17 protein-coding genes and 1 riboswitch are annotated in these 19178 nt (G+C 46.0%); of the genes, 7 read left to right on the top strand and 10 right to left on the bottom strand.

The features are described 5' to 3' along the window. Window positions 1-63: 63 nt before the first annotated feature. From ACLHG7_RS15485 to ACLHG7_RS15525, 9 genes are all read right to left on the bottom strand, one after another. On the bottom strand, window positions 64-780 hold the full coding sequence (locus ACLHG7_RS15485) for a hypothetical protein (protein WP_410211870.1): 717 nt from the start codon (window positions 778-780) through the stop codon (window positions 64-66). A gap of 161 nt (window positions 781-941) precedes the next feature. Further along, window positions 942-2111: an acyltransferase family protein gene (locus ACLHG7_RS15490; RefSeq protein ID WP_410211871.1), complete on the bottom strand. Its 1170-nt coding sequence runs from the start codon at window positions 2109-2111 to the stop codon at window positions 942-944. 122 nt (window positions 2112-2233) lie between these two features. Next, window positions 2234-2788, bottom strand: coding sequence for a DUF2726 domain-containing protein (locus ACLHG7_RS15495; RefSeq protein WP_410211872.1), 555 nt, complete (start codon window positions 2786-2788; stop codon window positions 2234-2236). Further along, on the bottom strand, window positions 2767-4140 hold the full coding sequence (locus ACLHG7_RS15500) for an SPOR domain-containing protein (protein ID WP_410211873.1): 1374 nt from the start codon (window positions 4138-4140) through the stop codon (window positions 2767-2769). Before ACLHG7_RS15500 ends, ACLHG7_RS15495 begins: the two co-directional genes overlap by 22 nt. Window positions 4141-4186: 46 nt before the next feature. Next, window positions 4187-5545: a bifunctional tetrahydrofolate synthase/dihydrofolate synthase gene (gene folC, locus ACLHG7_RS15505; RefSeq protein WP_410211874.1), complete on the bottom strand. Its 1359-nt coding sequence runs from the start codon at window positions 5543-5545 to the stop codon at window positions 4187-4189. 6 nt (window positions 5546-5551) lie between these two features. After that, on the bottom strand, window positions 5552-6436 hold the full coding sequence (gene accD, locus ACLHG7_RS15510; protein ID WP_410211875.1) for an acetyl-CoA carboxylase, carboxyltransferase subunit beta: 885 nt from the start codon (window positions 6434-6436) through the stop codon (window positions 5552-5554). 14 nt (window positions 6437-6450) lie between these two features. Then, window positions 6451-7254, bottom strand: coding sequence for a tryptophan synthase subunit alpha (gene trpA, locus ACLHG7_RS15515; RefSeq protein WP_410211876.1), 804 nt, complete (start codon window positions 7252-7254; stop codon window positions 6451-6453). A gap of 102 nt (window positions 7255-7356) precedes the next feature. Continuing rightward, window positions 7357-8634, bottom strand: coding sequence for a tryptophan synthase subunit beta (gene trpB / locus ACLHG7_RS15520; protein ID WP_410211877.1), 1278 nt, complete (start codon window positions 8632-8634; stop codon window positions 7357-7359). A gap of 98 nt (window positions 8635-8732) precedes the next feature. Beyond that, window positions 8733-9431, bottom strand: a complete 699-nt coding sequence (locus tag ACLHG7_RS15525; protein ID WP_410211878.1) for a phosphoribosylanthranilate isomerase — start codon at window positions 9429-9431, stop codon at window positions 8733-8735. 199 nt (window positions 9432-9630) lie between these two features. Then, window positions 9631-9770, top strand: a riboswitch (cobalamin riboswitch). A gap of 35 nt (window positions 9771-9805) precedes the next feature. Here ACLHG7_RS15525 and ACLHG7_RS15530 point away from each other — a divergent pair. Continuing rightward, window positions 9806-11710, top strand: a complete 1905-nt coding sequence (locus tag ACLHG7_RS15530) for a TonB-dependent receptor plug domain-containing protein (protein ID WP_410211879.1) — start codon at window positions 9806-9808, stop codon at window positions 11708-11710. Window positions 11711-11793: 83 nt separating this feature from the next. Here ACLHG7_RS15530 and ACLHG7_RS15535 read toward each other — a convergent pair whose 3' ends face one another. Then, window positions 11794-12459 carry an acyltransferase gene (locus ACLHG7_RS15535; protein WP_410211880.1) on the bottom strand — a complete coding sequence of 222 codons (666 nt, stop codon included), beginning with the start codon at window positions 12457-12459 and terminating at the stop codon, window positions 11794-11796. Window positions 12460-12643: 184 nt separating this feature from the next. Between ACLHG7_RS15535 and ACLHG7_RS15540 the strand changes: the two genes are divergently transcribed. From ACLHG7_RS15540 to ACLHG7_RS15565, 6 genes are all read left to right on the top strand, one after another. After that, a complete protein-coding gene (locus tag ACLHG7_RS15540; protein WP_410211881.1) occupies window positions 12644-13216 on the top strand; it encodes a cob(I)yrinic acid a,c-diamide adenosyltransferase in 573 nt (190 codons plus the stop codon). 103 nt (window positions 13217-13319) lie between these two features. Then, window positions 13320-14204 (top strand): MBL fold metallo-hydrolase, encoded by an 885-nt coding sequence (locus tag ACLHG7_RS15545; RefSeq protein ID WP_410211882.1) that lies wholly within the window; start codon window positions 13320-13322, stop codon window positions 14202-14204. Window positions 14205-14252: 48 nt separating this feature from the next. Next, on the top strand, window positions 14253-15020 hold the full coding sequence (locus ACLHG7_RS15550; protein WP_410211883.1) for a glycerophosphodiester phosphodiesterase: 768 nt from the start codon (window positions 14253-14255) through the stop codon (window positions 15018-15020). Window positions 15021-15260: 240 nt separating this feature from the next. Beyond that, complete coding sequence (locus ACLHG7_RS15555) at window positions 15261-16466, top strand: acyl-CoA desaturase (protein ID WP_410211884.1); 1206 nt, start codon at window positions 15261-15263, stop codon at window positions 16464-16466. 130 nt (window positions 16467-16596) lie between these two features. Next, complete coding sequence (locus tag ACLHG7_RS15560) at window positions 16597-18051, top strand: protein adenylyltransferase SelO (RefSeq protein ID WP_410211885.1); 1455 nt, start codon at window positions 16597-16599, stop codon at window positions 18049-18051. Window positions 18052-18159: 108 nt separating this feature from the next. Then, window positions 18160-19161: a 2-hydroxyacid dehydrogenase gene (locus tag ACLHG7_RS15565; protein ID WP_410211886.1), complete on the top strand. Its 1002-nt coding sequence runs from the start codon at window positions 18160-18162 to the stop codon at window positions 19159-19161. The last annotated feature ends 17 nt before the right edge of the window (window positions 19162-19178 follow it).

Raw genomic sequence — 19178 nt, forward strand, 5'->3', positions numbered from 1 at the left:
TTTATTGGGTAATAGCGCAATAAACCCGAGGTAGTCAAATACACAGGATGAAACAATAGGAATCTAAACAATCATCGCTGGCACAAGCTGAGACACGTCACTGTCTTCAGGAAGCATGCCAATATATTTGGCATAAATGATCGCTTCTTTTGCATCGATAAACTCATGCGTCAAGGGATGAATAAATCCTTGTTCAGCATCAAAAGGAGTTGGCTCAAAACCACGCTTATAGAGATTCTCATAAATCGCGCCATATTCACTCGGCATCGGTAATGCATTCACCTGCCCGTTATAACGAATGGCAATCTGATCAATGCGTGGAAATTTCACAATTTTAAGCTGTGGACTTACGATGTGGCTTGCATCTGCGCCTTCTTTTTTCAAAAGATGGTGATGGTCTGACCAGCTCGACAGTGACCAAATATATTGAATGTCTTTGACCGCCTGTACATTGGCCTTCGATGTTTTTCCCCAATACACAGTATTGTCTTTTTCATCGAAAATCACATGGGTCGTGCCTTCTGGCTTTAGTCGCCAATAATGTTCATTAAATTCATCCAAGGCAATGGTCGAACTATTCGCCGTTTTATCCTGACTGTACAGTACGGTATTGATTGCAGCCATGCACTCTTCGAGCTCTAAAGAGATTTGCTTGATCTTCTCAACGAGGGCTTGCGAGGATTTGACATGGGAATTATTCAAGACTTTATTCACGAGTATTTTCTTGCATGCAATCAACTCATGTTTTGCTTTATAGGCATCTAGATCATGATGAGACATACTATTTCCTTATAATATCAATATATTCACTTTTCGTTATTCTCGTTTTTTAAGTCATGCAACGTATACATGACTTATCCTAGAGTGCAGAGATATACGCTGTCTTTCAAGGGCAAAGTGCGTCTTTCGAGGCAGGAAATGATGGCAAATTTGTAATCTGATTATCGGGCTGTAGTTGCGTTTTTAGCAAAATTTGAAGGAAAGAGTCGATCGCGGACTCGCATAAAAAATGCTTCGACTTGATACAGCACAGCACCCATGATCACACATGCCAATACGATGACGATCAAGGTCAACAGTGGTAACCACTGCACCGTAATCCACTGACTTTCAGCGAGCAGTTTTTGTAGGATGTAAGCGAGGGGCTTGTGAGACAGGTAAATCGAATATGACCATAAAGCAATACTCGCTGCACCCGGAACACGAACTCTATACAGCCATGAGGACGGACAGAGTGCTGCTACCACACACAGTGTGAATACCCATGCAATCAATGAGTAGCCAAACGCGGTCATAAAGAAGCCATAGCCGTATTCATCCATATAATAAAAATGATAGGCAGAATAAAAAATACTACCTACGGCCAAGACCGATAACCCTAACCATAACTGCCCATAGCGCGTCATGCGTATCCAAAAAGCAGGATAAAAGTTCTTGACCAACGCAACAGCAATGCCCGGCAAAAACTCATCAAAACGGCATAAGGTGGCATAATAAATATGCGGATAATAACCACTCACCTGTCCTAGACTTTCACGACCATAGGTTTGCCATAATAGTATTCGGGCAATGACACCCACCAATATCAAGCCAAAGAGTAGAATCCAACCATATACCCGATTGAATCGAAAACGCATCCCGGCCATCAGGATTAATGGAAAAATTAAATAGAATTGCTCTTCGATACACAGCGACCACGCATGTGAAAAAGCCGTCCCCGGCTGCAAGTGATAATTTTGGGTAAAGGTCAAAAAGGACCAGAGTGGCGGCGGTGTTTTGCCACCCATGACCGCTGGAAAGATAAAATAAGCCGCTAATACAATCCAAAATATCGGCAAGGTTCGTAGGGCTCGGCGTGCATAAAAATGCTTAGCGCTGATGTGCTGTCCCCGTTTAATACCCGTGAATAATTGATTTGCAATTAAATAACCGCTTAAGACAAAAAATAAGTCCACCCCCATCCAGCCGATTTCGCTCAGCCAGCCAAAAGTGTGTTCATGACTCACAAAAACCATATAGTGATACATGAAGACCAGAATGATCGCGGCAGCACGTAGCGTATCAAGCCCATTCACTCGACTGCTTTGATGCATCTTTAATGGCGGTAACATATCACTATCCCTCAGCATGGATATGCCAAATCTGGCGGGTCAAAAATGAACAATCTAAAGATGTTATGTCATAAAAAATGACAGAATAAATTCTGTCATTTGAGGTCTTAAAAAAGGATGAATTAATACTCGGCAAATTGTGCCCGTGATTCCGCAAGCCACTCTTGTTGGGTCTGCAAGGCATTCAATAACTCCCGACGGATCTCAATCGCAGTCACTGGATCTTCACCGTGAAAACGAACGATAGGAATACCTGCACTGACTAAGGCCTTGTCTTTTTTTAAGTCTGCACGTTGTCTTGAATGGTGCTCATGCGACCAGTCATCGAGTTCAATTGCAACCAAAACACGCTGTCCATCCTGATCCACGAGGACGTAATCGACACTCATACGATTAATCCGATTGAACCAGAATTTTTCATCATCGATATCGGTACATTCAATCAGACGAGAGAGCCCAACCTGAGAGAAAATCAGGAACTCTGGTACGGCTTGTTTGAGTTGATGAAAGAAACGAACTTCAGCATCGGTCATAAAGATACGCGGCATAAATGGCCAAATCGCCAGATCATCGCCACGAACGGGTTTGACTTCAGGAAGCTGGGAGCGCCGACTTCCTGACAATACGAGAATAAATAAAAGTGCGAGTACCGCAATTAAGATGTAGGTGGCTGCCAATTTGAAACCCAAGCTCCCTTCACGTTCAAGCTGCCGTCCTGCTCGATTTTATGTTTAGTCGCAGTTGCGGCTGCCGCGTCTTTTTCAGGACCAACCAATACCCGTACACCTTTGGTCGTGGTACTGGTCCGGACCTTATAACCTTTAGCACGCAGTTGGGAGACCATTGCATCAGCCTTGGCTTGCGATTCAGCCATGGCCACTTGCACCATAACGAGAGGAGCTGCTGCTGGTGTAGCAGAGGCTGCTGGCGTAGTTGTCGGCGTCCCTTCGAGCAAAGCGCGCGCGCGGTCTGCGTCTTTGGTTTTTTGTGTATCTTTGGCAGTGGCTGTATCTGTACTCGTACCATTTAACTTATCAAGCTTGGCTTTCAATACCGCGGCTTCTTTCTTGTTCTTCTCAACTTGAGCTTGCAGTGCTTCTTTGTTGTCAGCATCATCAGAGGCGGCTTTCAGGCGCGCACGCTCAGCTTTCTCGGCTTGTGCAATCTTCAGTTTTGCCGCTTTATCAGCATCAAGTTTAGCCTGCGCTGCATCTTCTTTGTCTTGCTTCTCTTTTTCTAACTTCTCTTTATGCTGTTTTGCTTCAAGTGCTTTTTTCTCTTTTTCAGCATCAATTTTTGCTTGCTTTTCTTTCTCTAACTTCTCTTTATGCTGCTTGACTTGCAAATCATGCTGCTCTTTTTGTTCTTGAGCTTGTTTCTTCTCAGCAGCTTCACGAGCAGCTTTTGCTTGAGCAGTTTTTTCAGTCGCCTGGGCAACTAGCTTTTGCGCATTTTCATGATTTTCAGCAGCCTTCTGAGCCCGTAAACGGGATTGCTCTTCACGATCCTTTGCATCTTGGCGACGTTGTTCTGCTTTGAGCGCTGCCGCTTTAGTGGCGTCATCATCTGGCGCAGCAATATCGGGGGCGGCAGGATCAGTAGATTTAAGCGCATCGTCTTCTTTTGCTTTGCGCGCAGCTAATCGAGCCGATTGCTCTGCGGCAACGCGATTTGCCGAGTTTGCTTCAGCTTGTTGCTGACGTGCTAAAAATTCCGCTGTACGTGCTTCTTGTTCTGCAACTTTCTTCTCACGCATATCATGCTGTGCGGCAAGCAATTTACGTTCAGTATCGACATCAACCGCTAGTGGTGTGAGTTGAACCGGCTGATTATCTATCGGTTGATTACTGACGCCATTGGTTGGCGGTGCAAGCCGATGTGTAGGTTCAAGGTTTAAAGTTTTATCGACAGGCGCAACATGCGGAACCGTACTTTTTTGTCCATTGCCTTGGAATAAAAAACTTGCCAGCAGCGCACTGCCCCCGAGCAGGATAATACCGCCCATCCAGCGTTGTTGATTCGCACTCATGATTGCAGCCTCCCCACCCACATTTGTTGTTTATTCCAATTGGAAATTAATTCAAAAGCTCAACACTATTACGCTGTGCATACACTTCTTCAAGCGTGTGAAATGATCCCCATGCCAGCATCAGATCATCATCATTCACGGCATCTCGTGCACCATCCAGTGCGGTAGCGATACTCGGATAAAAAGTGACTTGCACATTTTGCAAAGCCGCACGAAGCTGCTCCATAGACGCAGCACGCGGCACATCCAGTACAGCAACATGCCAATGATCAATCATGCCCTTAGCCATATCGACCACAGTGGCAATATCTTTGTCCGCCAACATAGAGAATATAGCATGAATATGACGCGTTACATGTTTTTTGCAATAAACTGTCAACTGCTTTAGTAAAAAATCTACGCCATGCGGATTATGAGCAACATCCGCGATCAATCGCCGCCCTCGATAAGTCTGTAATTCAAAACGCCCCGCCAATTTAGCAGACTCAATTCCTTGATTTATTGCATGATATGAAACATCAATTTCACTCAATAAAACGGCTGTAATCGCAACGCTTACATTATGTAATGCAAGACTTGCTACAGGTAACCATAAAGTTTCGGCTGAATTTGTATAAAAATAAGAGTTTTCAGAAAACGTTACATGTTCACTTATTGGATTTTGAGTCGTATCTTGGCTTAAATGAGTCACGCTCCCCCACTGGAAGTCACGGCCCACTTGCTTAACTGAACAGTTCAGTACGCTGGCACGTAACTGGACACTCACGGGCATATCCAGTTCACCAAAGACAAATGGAATCCCTTGACGTAGAATTCCAGCTTTTTCAAACCCAATGGCTTCTCGATTATCCCCGAGCCATTCCACATGATCGACCCCGATATTGGTAATCACCGCAACATCCGGATCAATCAAATTCACCACATCTAAACGACCACCCAATCCAACCTCAAGCACCCAGACATCACAGTCTTGTTGTTTAAAAATTAAAAAAGCAGCCAAGGTCGTTGCTTCAAAAAATGATAGGGATAGACCACACGCTTGACGCGCGGCCTCGACCTCTACAAATGCCTGAATCAATAACTGATCATCTACAGGCGTGCCATTCAAGCGCACGCGTTCGTTAAAATATTGGATATGAGGGGATTGGTATAAACCGACTTGCAGGCCAGCGGCCTTATAGATAGATGCAATGACTGTAGTCGTAGACCCTTTGCCATTGGTTCCAGCCACCGTGATGACGGATGCTTTAGGCTTTAGTACATCCAGTTGAACGGCCACAGGACGAACACGCTCCAGCCCCATATCAATCGCAGTGGCATGAACATTTTGCCAATATTCAAGCCACTGGATTAAAGAACTTTGTGCATTAGGGAGAGCGTTTGAGGATAAAATGGAATCACTCATAAAATCTTAAGCAGTCACATTGAGCAATTTGCTAAGCAATCGTGCAATTGTTGTTTTCATTTCTCGGCGATGAACGATTTGATCAACAACGCCGTGTTCAAGTAAATATTCAGCCCGCTGAAACGGCTCTTCGAGCACTTCGCGTACGGTCTGCTCAATCACGCGCTTACCCGCGAAACCAATCATGGCTTTAGGCTCAGACAAATGGATATCACCCAACATCGCAAGCGAAGCAGTCACACCGCCATAGACAGGATGGGTCAGCACCACGATATACGGAATACCCGCCTCACGTAAACGCTGGATGGCTGCAGCAGTGCGAGCCATCTGCATGAGGGACAATAGTCCCTCTTGCATCCGTGCCCCGCCAGAAGCCGCAAAACAAACCAGAGGTTGACGTGCAGCAAGTGCGGTCTCCGCAGCAAGGACAAAACGGTCTCCCACCACAGACCCCATAGAGCCACCCATGAAGTCAAATTCAAAAGCACACGCAACTAACTTGAGCGGACCAATAGCACCCTGCATCACGACCAATGCCTCGCTCTCACCAGTCTTCTTCTGCATTGCAACAGTACGTACCGGATAAGGCAGGCTGTCTACAAAATGCAGCGGATCACTGGTATTAAACTCTTGACCCAATTCTGCATCAACCTGATCAAAGAGTGTTTCTAAGCGCGTGCGTGCCGACATTTTGAGATGTTCATCACAATGCGGGCACACATAGAGCAGCTCGGAGAGACGACTTTTAATAATCTCATTATCACACCCAGGGCAGACAATGACAGGAATATTCGGGCGTTCACTACTCACCACGGCATGCTTATGTATACCTGGAACTGGACGATTCAGCCAGTTCGATTGATCATTTTGAACTTGATTTCCGTTTGTCATTGTCAACTCCGATATTATTTGAGGTCATCCAAAGCGAGTCGTAACTCTTGGACCTTTGCCACAATTTTCGCTTGTGCTTCGGTCACGTTATTTTCAGCAAACGCACGAACCAGTACAGTCCCTACAATGACACCATCAGCCGCAACTCCAACCGCTTGCGCCGTTTGGCGATCATGAATACCAAAACCCACACCGATCGGCAAATCCGTTTTTTGCTTAATGGTGCGAATACGCCGGGCAACTTCATCCGTATCCAGTGCCGATGAGCCTGTAACTCCTTTCAGCGAGACATAATACACATAGCCTCGTGCCGCTTTCACCACATGCTCAATCCGCGCATCAGTCGTAGTTGGTGCCAGTAAGAAAATGGGATCGATTTCATGCTTCACCAAAATATTACCCAACTCACCGGCTTCTTCTGGCGGAAGATCAACCAAAAGTAGTCCATCAACACCCGCCTGTGCAGCACGCGCAGCAAAGGCCTCATAACCAATAATTTCAATCGGGTTAAGATATCCCATCAGCACAATCGGCGTCGTGGTATTTGTCTGACGAAACTCCGCAACCATATCGATTGCATGAAAAGTACTGGTACCCGCAGCCAAGGCACGCTCAGCCGCCAAGGCAATCACTGGACCATCAGCCATCGGATCAGAAAATGGTAAACCCAACTCGATCAAATCAGCACCCGCTGCAACAATCGCATGCAGCAAAGGAACAGTGACTTCGGGAGCAGGGTCACCTGCCATAATGTAAGGAATCAAAGCCTTACGGTTTTTCGATTTTAAAGTAGCAAAACAAGATGCAATACGAGACATAATCAAATCATTCCAAATTAATTTTCGCTGTCGTCAGCAATAACGCAAATATAAGTTCACATCGACCTCATGTGATTCAGTCACTATTTCCTAAAAATAGCGTTAACTGATCACAATCCCGTCGAGCTTCGCGACAGTCAGCAAATCTTTATCACCGCGTCCAGATAAACAAACCACAATGGACTGATCAGGTGACATGGTCGGTGCCAATTTTTTGACATAAGCGATCGCATGGCTACTCTCTAGCGCAGGAATAATGCCTTCAATCAGCGTTAAATCGCGAAAGCCTTGCAGTGCCTCATCGTCATTGATCGGTACATACTGCACACGGCCCACGTCTTTTAAGAAGCTATGCTCTGGACCCACACCCGGATAATCCAGACCTGCAGAAATTGAATGGGTCTCAATGATCTGACCTTCATCATCAGCCATCACATAGGTGCGATTGCCATGTAACACCCCAATCTTACCCGCAGTGAGCGGTGCAGAATGCTTACCGGTTTCAACGCCATAACCAGATGCCTCAACACCATAGATCTTGATGGCTTTATCATTTAAGAAAGGATAGAACAGCCCTATCGCATTCGATCCGCCGCCCACACAAGCCACCAACGCATCGGGTAATTTACCAATTTGCTTTAAGCTTTGTTCGCGCGCTTCACGGCCAATGATCGACTGGAAGTCTCGAACCAGCATCGGATAAGGATGCGGTCCTGCAACCGTACCGATGATGTAGTACGTCGTATCCACATTGGTGACCCAATCGCGCATGGCTTCATTCAATGCATCTTTGAGCGTGCGTGAACCACTGGTGACAGGCACCACGGTCGCACCCAGCAGCTTCATACGGTAGACGTTCATGGATTGGCGATGGACATCATCCACGCCCATATAGATCACACACTCCATCCCTAAACGGGCAGCAATCGTTGCTGTCGCCACGCCATGCTGACCTGCGCCGGTTTCAGCGATGATTCGTGTTTTTCCAGATAACTTTGCAAGCAGCGCTTGGCCAATGGTGTTGTTTACCTTGTGCGCACCCGTATGGTTTAAGTCTTCACGCTTCAAATAAATCTGTGCGCCACCCAACTCCCGGCTTAAGCGCTCCGCGTGATACAGCGGTGATGGACGTCCAACAAAGTGCGCTAAGTCGTAGTCAAAAGCACGCATGAATTCCGCATCATTTTTCATGCGGTTATACAGATTTTCCAGATCCTCAAGCGCGGCCATGAGGGTCTCAGAAACAAAGCGACCGCCATGCACACCAAAATGACCTTTATTATCAGGATATTGAGTAAAATCTATTGCGCTAAAATCCACATCTTTTAACTGATCTTTCAAGCTATTTTTTTCGTCTGATTTCACATCTAAACTGCCCATTACATTACTCCACGTATTCTTTCAAAATAATTTTCCAAGCCATGTATTTGCTGGCTTTTCATTGCTGTATAAAAGTCTTAAATTGACTCAAATTGAAATTAGTGACGCCATCGCTCAGCATGTTGAGAGGGTCGTTTAGCCTGTTCAACAAATTTTTCTATGGCTTGTTTATCTTTTATGCCTTTAGAGGCTTCAACTCCGCCACTGACATCAACCGCATAGGCGTGAGTCTGCTCAATCGCTTCCGCAACATTCTCTGGCGTCAAACCACCAGCCAAGATCAATGCAAAAGGCGTCTCAAAATCTTCAGGCTTCGGGAAGCGCGCCCAATCAAATGCATAACCGGTCCCACCGTGCAAATCAGGATGCCATGCATCCAATAGCACGCCGCTGGCGCCGGCATCTTTATAGCGTTTGATTTCAGTTTGAATATTCATATCAGGTTTCATTTGTAGTGCTTTAATCCAACGTTTCCCAGTAAGCACACCCAATTGTTGGCATTGTTCAGGCGTTTCATCACCATGGAATTGCAGCAAATCCAGAGAGACATAGCTCAAGATATCCTGTAATTCTTCTGCATCCACATTCACAAACAAACCGACCGCTTGCACAAAAGGCGGTACATAAGGAATCAAAGTCGCAGCATGTGCAGCAGTCACTGCACGTGGACTGGGTGGATAGAAGACAAAACCCACGGCATCTGCACCCGCCTCTACGACAGCTTGCACATCGATGATACGTGTTAATCCACAGATTTTAACCCGTGTCGACGTGAAAGGAGATGAGGAGTTGGACAACGTAAATCTCTTAAAGACTAAAATTTTAATGAAAAGTATTCTAACGCAAGTTAAGCGCTAAAGTAGTAGCAATTGCTCACCGATATTTTAGATATTTAGCAATCCTTCCCTGTCCCATCACAAATCAATTACATTCCGTTTACATTCTGGCTATACTTGCCGCGTTCTGAGCATTCATCTTGATTAAACGTCACTTTGATGATTCGTCGCCCTATTCAATGCCATTTGAATGTGCTGGACGAATGGGAAGCTGGTTAAACGCCAGCACTGCACCCCGCAACGGTAAATGGTTATGCACAACCATCAGTCCGGATACCAATCTCAGACATCATCCCACCCACATACTCACGGGGCTTGAGTGTTAGGAGATTGCTATGTCTATATTTTTTAAGTCAACGCGTACTTTTTTACCGAATTTATTATCATTATCTGTGCTTGCCGCACTCCAAACCGTACATGCCGCAGAACCGGCACCAGATAGCCAACTTCCTGTGATTGTGGTCACGGCAAGTCGGGCGCCAGAAGCCATCAATACCGTGCCTGCAAGCATCTCTGTGATCAATAAAGATCAAATCCAGCAGTCACCTGTCAATGAGCTTCCAAACTTATTGCGCCAAGATGCTTCGTTAAACATTGTTAGCTCTGGTGGCTATGGTCAACAAACTTCGATTTTCACACGCGGGACTGAAAGTAAACACACTCTAGTACTATTAGATGGCGTGCGTATCAACAACGCCACTTCATCAGCTGCGGGTATTAACTTTTTAGATACGACCGATATTGGTCAGATTGAAGTTTTGAAAGGGCCAGCATCAGTACAATATGGTTCCGATGCTGTTGGCGGTGTCATTCAACTGATTTCTGCTAAGCCAACCAAACAAAACCTCTTTACCACCGTTGAAGGCGGTGAAAACGGTCTATATAAAGCAATCCTCGGCGCAGACCTTGTCAAAGATGATGCTTATCTACAAATTCGTGGTCAAAAACTGTCAACTGATGGTTCACCAGTCACGACCACTGCAAAAGAAGATTCGGGCTATGATCAAAAGGGTTACTCCGTAAAAGGCGGAATTGATAACGATCAATATGCGTTATCTCTTGAAGCCCGGGGTAATCAAGGTAAGTCAGAATATGTCACGGGTTCTGACTACGATACCCCTGCCTCTCAAGACTTCAACAACCGCCTATTAAACTTAAAAGGCCGCTATACGATTGCGCCAGATTTGAATGTCAATCTGCGTGTATCTCAGTTTGTTGACAAACTGGATCAAAATGAAAGCACTGATTACGTTCACAGTGATCAAAAAGAAGCCGACCTAAATATCCGCTGGGGCTTTGCTCCGCATCAAAATGTCTTATTTGGAGTCACTTCAAATAAAGCCGATGCCAAAGCACTGAGCACTGATTTCCTTGGTAATCAGATTAGTTTTGATCATGATGCGCGATCAACAGGTTACTACCTACAGCACCAATACCAAGACGCCATCTTTAGCACGCAAGCAGGGGTTCGTGTTGAAGACAGCCGTCAATTTGGCACCCACACTACGGGACAGCTTGCTGGCCGCATCCAAGTTCTACCGACAACCAGTGTTTATGCCAATGTCGGTACTGCATTCCGTGCACCCAACGCATTCGAACTGTTTTCAACCACCTATACGGTCAGCAACCCTAACCTTAAACCTGAAGAAAGCACCTCTTACGAGATCGGTGTCAACCAACAGATCGTCAAAGGTTTGGATGCTAATCTTGCGGTCTATCGCACCAATATTGATGACTTGATTACCCTGATCTATAACCCAGCTACATTCAAATCTCAGAATCAGAACGTTGCCAAAACCAAACTCACTGGTGCAGAAGCCGGTTTGAAATGGAAACTAGACAGTGGTTGGTTTGCAAGCGGTAGCTATGCGTATGTACAGCCAATCAAAGAAGGTCAAGATGGCAGCAGCGATAGCGAATTACTCCGTCGCCCACGTCAAACGCTGACTGCATCTGCCGGTCTGCAACTGGCACAATATGGCTTTAGCGCTGAGCTCGTTTCAAAGAGTCAAGCCAAAGAGTATGACGACAGCTATCCAACTTCTGGCTATGCGATTGGCAACTTACGTGGTTACTGGCAAGCACTGCCAAACGTCCGCTTATTTGCCAACGTTGAAAACTTTACGGATCGTAAGTATGCAACTGCATTGGCCAATGCACCCTTTGCCGGATTTGGTTCACTTAGCCAATACCTCGCACCCCGTCGTCAGGCAAGTTTAGGCATTACGCTGAATTATTAATCCTCATTAATAGTTAATCAGCGGCAAGAAAAAACCGAAGTCAGATTCACTGGCTTCGGTTTTTTTAACCCTATTCTATTTCCTTACTTCTTCTCCCGCCGATCCCCTATCACACGCGCAGGATTTCCTGCGACAATCGCATAAGGCTCCACGCTCTTCGTCACCGTGCTATCCATGCCCACTACCGCAAAATCACCCACGGTCACGCCATCGACAATTCCGACATTGGCTCCAAGCCAAACATCACGACCAATATAAATCCCTTGAGAAGTAACCGCTTGCTCATGAATGGTCTGATCAAGCTTCATACCATGATTAAACGCATAAAGATGACAATAAGCAGCCAAACGTGCTTGATCAGCCAAATGAATACCTGCGCGCCCACCATCTAGCGTTGCGTGATGATTGATAGCGACTTGTTGCCCCATCGTTATCGGCCCATGAATGACGCAATCAGCAGCAATGTATGAACCATCCCCAATTACGATTTCCCTTCCAAGTTCAGCAAACAAGTGCGCATCCGGTGAAATAAAACAACCACGACCAATTCGGATGGTCTCCATCGATTGCAGATAGGTTTGCCACTCTTGCTGCCATTGATCTGCCCAAATCCGGTTTTTAGGTTTGAGCTTCCAATACAGCCATGGCATATAGCTCAAACGCTTCTTATGTTGCTCGCGGTACTTCAGCAAAGGATCAACAGCCTGATCTTGCTCGAGTTCAATAAGGTTCGAAATCTCTCGACTCATAGGGTATTCATTTCATCAAAGTTGCATCTACTTAACAAAGTATAAACTGAACTGGTTTTAACAAAAGCTGAAAAACATACGTCATTAAAAAAAGGGTTGCATCACTATGGATATACCTCATTCGATGCCACAATAGCGCCATATATAAATTGCAATTTTGCCAACACTTCAAGGGACACACACCATGGGACATCGTCTGAGCAAAATCTACACCCGCACGGGTGATGACGGCACGACTGGACTTGGTGATGGGCAACGCGTGTCAAAAGATGACCTTCGTGTTGAAACATACGGGACTGTTGATGAATTGAATAGTGCGATTGGCTTACTCCGTGCGAGCCTCACCGAGCGCAATCAAGGCGAGACACTGGATCCCTTACTCAGCCGAATTCAACACGAACTGTTTGATCTGGGCGGTGAACTGTGTATCCCAAACTACCGAATATTGCAAAATGAGTGCGTGAATCGTTTGGAAAAAAGTATTGATCAAATGAACGAAACGTTACCCATGCTGAAGAACTTCATCCTGCCTGCAGGCAGTGTGCCTACTGCACACGCCCACCTTGCACGCTCGATTTGCCGTCGTGCCGAACGTTTACTAACCAGCCTGAAACATCGGGAAGATAATGTTTCCGATTTGTCTCTACACTATCTCAACCGTCTCTCCGATTGGTTGTTTGTTGCAGCGCGTGTTATTTCGCGTTTTGATGGCGGGCAAGAAGTACTTTGGGTCAGACAAGATGCCGAAACAAAATAATCATGCCAGAGTCTAGGTAAGTAAGGCTTGAAAAAAGGGGTTCACCTGATCTTCATAACAATCGTGTAGCTTCATTTAAATTTTTTACTGGGATGCGAACATCATGGCTTTATGGAAGCGCCTTGTTGGGCTCAAAACACCACATGAAGAATGGTATCAACCTCATGGATACCATGGGGAAAGTGATGGTGAAGCCGTCGAATTCACCTATCTGGGAACTGCAGGCTTTATTTTAAAAAGTCCGTCCCGAACTTTGGTGTTGGACCCCTATGTGTCACGTCCAAATTTACGTGAAACCTTGACCAAGACGCTGATCCCGAATGCGCCTCTAATTCGCCGTTTGATTCCACACGCCGATGACGTATTGGTTGGTCATGCCCATTATGATCATATTTTGGATGCGCCTGAACTCTGTGCGCAAACTGGTGCGCGGCTGATTGGCTCGCGTGCAGTTGCGATGGTGGGACGTGCAGCAGGGTTGCCTGAGACACAAATTCTTGAGACTAGTGGTCACGAAGAAATTCCAAGTGGAGCATGGACCATCCAAGGATTGCCTTCAATTCACGGCCGCGTTTTTGGACGGATTCCTATTCCGGGTGATATTACCGAGCCACCGCCGTGGCCACCACGGATGCGTGATCTTAAACATGGCTTGGTTCTAAACTGGGTGGTCAATACAGGTTCGCTAAGGATCATGCATATTGATTCTGCGGACTTCATCCCTGAACAACTCAAAGGCATCCAGGTCGATGTTCTGTGTTTATGCGCCATTGGTCGTCAGTACCGCCCCAACTATGTTAAAGAAGTTGTGGCTTTGGTAAAACCACGCTGGATCATCCCATGCCATTGGGATAGCATGATGACGCCGATAGACGCTGAACCAGATCTCATCCCCGGAGTCGACTTACTCGGCTTTATCGATGAAATTCGTGCAGAAGGTGTTGAACCCTTGCTGACACCGATATTAGGTAAGCAAACATTTAAATAGTCATCAGCTGCTTAAGCAGCTATTGAAAGCAATCACGGATCCTGAGCAATGAAAATTATTGGACATCGCGGCGCACGCGGCGAAGCCCCTGAAAACACCCTTGGCGGTTTTCAACATATTATTAATCTTGGACTTAAAGCGGTAGAGTTTGATGTCCGTTTACTAAAAGATGGACAGTTAGCGGTACTCCATGACGCGACATTACAACGTACAGCAGGACAACCTGACCTCCTCTTAAATCTCAACATCACCGATTTAAATCGTTTCGATAATCGTCAAGGATGGGCGGATTGGACCCACCCAGAACCGGTCCCCTCCTTGCAGCAAGTTCTTTACTTCATCATCGACTTCGAACATATCGAAGTCGAAGTGAAAGCAGTGGAAGATCAAACCGCTGTTGAAGATGTCTGTCTACAACTCATTGAGGAACTAGACGGTTGGGCAAATGCCAAAGCCATAACAGTGACCTCATTTGATGTGCGTATCCTTGCAGAATTAAAACGGCTCAGAGATGACCTAAAGCATACGTTAAAGACAGGTCTACTCCTTGAATTGCACTCTGATACCCCTCATCACAGTGATATGGAAGGCTCATATGAAGCCGTCGCCCGAGATTTGGGCTGCACGCGGATTGGTCTGTCAGACAAATTGGCGACTGCTTCGGCAATTGCAGCAATCAAGCAGGCCAATTTGCAACTCAGCATCTGGACTGTCAACTCGATTGAACGCGCAAAAGAACTACAGTCTTGGGGGGTAGATGGGCTAATTACTGACCACCCTACCCGAATGCTCCATAATTCCATCGGAAATAGATAAAATTACGATTGTTAGACTAGTGCACAAGTGTACTCTCATGATAGAGTACACTTCGATTGGATTGGAAATAACCGCTCAGAATTGAAGTTGAAGCGTCTATTTCTTTTTAATAGCTTGTTTTAGTTATTATTTTTATAATAACTTGTTTTGGCTACTGTCATTGTTATTGTCATTAAAGTCACATTTTATTATTTTAATTTAGATACATCACACTTCTTATTATTAAAGAGCCTTTTGGTTATGACCGACACTGTTTCTTCACCTGAAAACACCCCACAGACTAAACGTCCACCAATTAATTGGCCCGGTGCATTGGTTTTACTGCTGACTCCGATTGCCGCGTTAATCTTGGTTCCGACCTATCTGTGGTCTCATCATGTCGGCATGGCTACGTGGGTTGTTTTCGCGCTCTTTCTCGCATGGAATGGCTTGGGCATTACCGCAGGTTACCATCGTCTTTGGGCACATCGTACCTACGAAGCGACTTGGATTGTTCGTTTCTTTCTGATGATCGGTGGCACCATGGCGATTCAAAACAGTGTGCTGTTTTGGGCTTCTGGTCATCGCACCCACCATCAGCATGTTGATCATGTGGACCGTGATCCCTACTCTGCTAAACGGGGTTTCTGGTATTCACATATTGGCTGGATGCTGCGTAACTACCCAAGCGGTGAAGCTAACTACAAAAATGCACCAGATTTGCTGAATGATCGTATGGTCATGTTTCAGCACAACTACTATATTCCATTGGTTTTATTAACTAATATTGCCCTACCAGCACTTGTAGGCTGGGCCATTGGTGACGTTTGGGGTGTCCTTATGCTTGGCGGTCTATTGCGCCTCGTAATCAGCCATCATGTGACATTCTTCATTAACTCACTCGCACATATGTTTGGTAGCCAACCTTATACCGATGAAAACACAGCACGTGATAACCCATGGCTTGCATTCGTCACTTGGGGTGAGGGTTACCACAACTTCCACCATATTTTCCAATACGACTACCGTAATGGCGTGAAATGGTGGCAGTTTGACCCAACCAAATGGTTAATCTTAGGTCTGTCAAAAATTAAACTGACTTATAACTTAAAACGTATCCCGACACTCACCATTCTGCATGCAGAAGTGGCGATGAAGTTTAAACGTGCAGAGGCCAATATTTCGACCGCAGTATCTAGCTATGGTCATGATATGCAGCACGATATTGAGGCAGTTCGTCATCACTTCAAACATGAATATGAAGCATTCAGCCATACCATTCACGAGTGGACCAAGCTAAAAGAGCAAGCCTTCTTGCTCAAAAAAGCAGAAGTTTCTCAGAAGATTCATGATGTGGATATGCGTTTAAAAGCGGATCTCCATCTCATCGAACAACGCTTCCATGATCATGCTGAACGTCTCGAATCTGCGCTGCGCGGTATTCGTTTTGTGAAAAGTGCGGGCTAATTTGTTATTTCGCATTGCACGGTGCAACACTTAAGCGCCGTTCTTGCATACAATCACACGATGCCTTATTTGCCCTATCTGCGGCGTTATTCAAAGCACTTGAATAACGCCGTTTTTGCGAACCACTCCTATGAATATTGATAATCGCTACGCTCGCCTTGATCCTCGCCTATTTCACAAGCAACCGCCTAAGCCCCTTAAAAATCCAATTGCTGGCCATTTTAATCATGCATTAGCCACTCAACTCGGCTGGCAAGAGACTGCCCCCGATCAGTGGGTACCCATTATTGCAGGTGAAACACGCCTTGATGGCTCTGATCCATTGGCCATGGTGTATGCGGGACATCAATTTGGTCACTGGGCGGGTCAACTCGGCGATGGTCGTGGATTACTCCTCGCCCAAGTTATCGACAAAAATAATACGCTTCAAGACTTACACCTCAAAGGTGTCGGGCTAACGCCTTACTCGCGAATGGGTGATGGACGCGCTGTGTTACGCTCAGTCATTCGAGAATATTTAGCCGGTCATGCACTCTCCTCACTAGGTATCGCTTCTTCCAATGCACTGGGTTTTATCTCATCCGAGACCCCAGTGCAACGTGAAACACTAGAGCGCGGCGCCTGTTTACTCCGCGTTGCGGATAGCCATGTCCGGCTAGGACACTTTGAGTGGATCAATCGCTTTGCAGCCGATGCTTTGCCTGCATTTACGCATGCCATGATCGAAACCTACTATCCTGAATGTCTCACAGCCGAATCACCCAATCTTGCCTTTGCACGTGCAGTCATTCAGCGTACAGCCAAAATGATTGCGGATTGGCAACTGGTCGGTTTTGCACATGGAGTCATGAATACAGATAACCTGAATATTACAGGCAGTACGCTTGATTTTGGTCCATATGGATTTATGGAGCGTTTTGAGCCGACGTGGATTAATAACCACTCTGATAGCGAAGGACGTTATGTTTATCAAAATCAACCCAGCATTGCTCACTGGAATCTGTGGGTCTGGTTGGGCCAATTATTACCGTTAGGCAGCGTTGATGCCTTGGTGACCAAAGAGTCTTTAAGTGAACTCCTTGCAACCTTTGAGCCTGAATTCCTTCATCATTACACGGAAGGCATGGCCAAAAAGTTCGGTCTGAACGCCTCGCAAAACGGCATTCTCGAACTGTCATCTCAGCTCTTGCGCCTACTGGAAAAAAATCGACTCGATTATACCAATAGCTTTCGTCTCTTCTCCGATGACACGCCTCAAGGCTGGATATCATTACGCGATGAAATTGTCGACATTTTTGCCTTTGACGATTTTGCCGCACAATACAAAGCGCTGATTACAGACTCTGGACGCCCTGAAATTGAACGTAAATCAGCTATGGATGCGGCGAATCCATGCTATATCCTGCGTAATCACATGGCCCAGATTGCAATCGAACGTGCCGAAGCCGGTGACTTTGGTGAAGTCGCACGATTATTCGATTTATTGTCTAAGCCCTATACCAGACAACCAGATCGGGAAACTCCATCCGATATTTCACCACTTCCCGATGATAAACCTCCGGTCAATGTCAGTTGCTCTAGCTAATTTGAGTCGAATTCTATAAGACGCCAACAGAAGTCTGACTGTTTTTACACATGAATATGAGCATAATCATTGCTATATGCCATAGAAGTGTCGTAATGGAGCCAGATTATGTCCAAACCTAAAATCCTAGTTGCACGAGCCATATTCTTAGACATCATCGATCAACTCCGCACTAAGTTTGAAGTTGAAGTGAATGAATACGATGATATCTGGACTCAAGATGAACTCATTTTGCACCTGCAAGGTAAGCAAGGCGCACTCATCACCAGTAGCGAAAAAATTGATGCCAAACTGCTCCAAGCATGTCCTGAACTTCGCGCGGTTTGTACCCTTGCTGTCGGCTATAACAATATCGATGTCGCAGCATGTACCGCACAAGGGGTACTGGTTACGAATGCACCCAATGTCCTGACCGAAACCACAGCCGATCTCGGCTTTGCCTTGATGATGGCTACTGCAAGGCGCATCGGGGAAAGTGAACGCTTCTTGCGTGAAGGGCTATGGCGACAATGGGATATTGGATTCTTTGCAGGACAAGATATTCATGGTGCAACACTCGGTATTTTAGGTATGGGTCGGATTGGGCAAGCGATTGCCAAACGCGGAGCGCATGGCTTTGGCATGCCTGTGATCTATCACAACCGCAGTCGACTAGCCCCTGAGACCGAACAGCAATTGAATGCACGCTACGTCAGTAAAGAAGAGCTATTACAGCAAAGTGATCATTTGATCATTACGGTCCCCTACTCCCCAGAAGTTCATCATTTCATCGGTCAACGTGAACTGGCTAGGATGAAGCCAACGGCAACACTCACCAATATCGCCCGCGGCGGGATCATTGATGAAGTTGCACTCGTAGAAGCACTACGCACCCATCAAATCGCTGCTGCTGGACTCGATGTCTTTGAAGGTGAGCCACATGTTGATCCTGACCTTTTAAGCGTTCCCAATATTGTACTGACGCCGCATATTGGCAGTGCCAGCCTCAAAACACGGCATGCGATGGCCAATCTTGCCGCACAAAATTTGCTATCAAGTCTTGATCTAAACTCAATGCCAAAACCCTTGACTGCCCTTAATCCAGAAGTCCTCAGCACCAAACGAAATTAAGCACTCGCTAGGCATAG

It is taken from the genome of Aquirhabdus sp., from assembly GCF_046462495.1.
GTDB lineage: Bacteria > Pseudomonadota > Gammaproteobacteria > Pseudomonadales > Moraxellaceae > Aquirhabdus.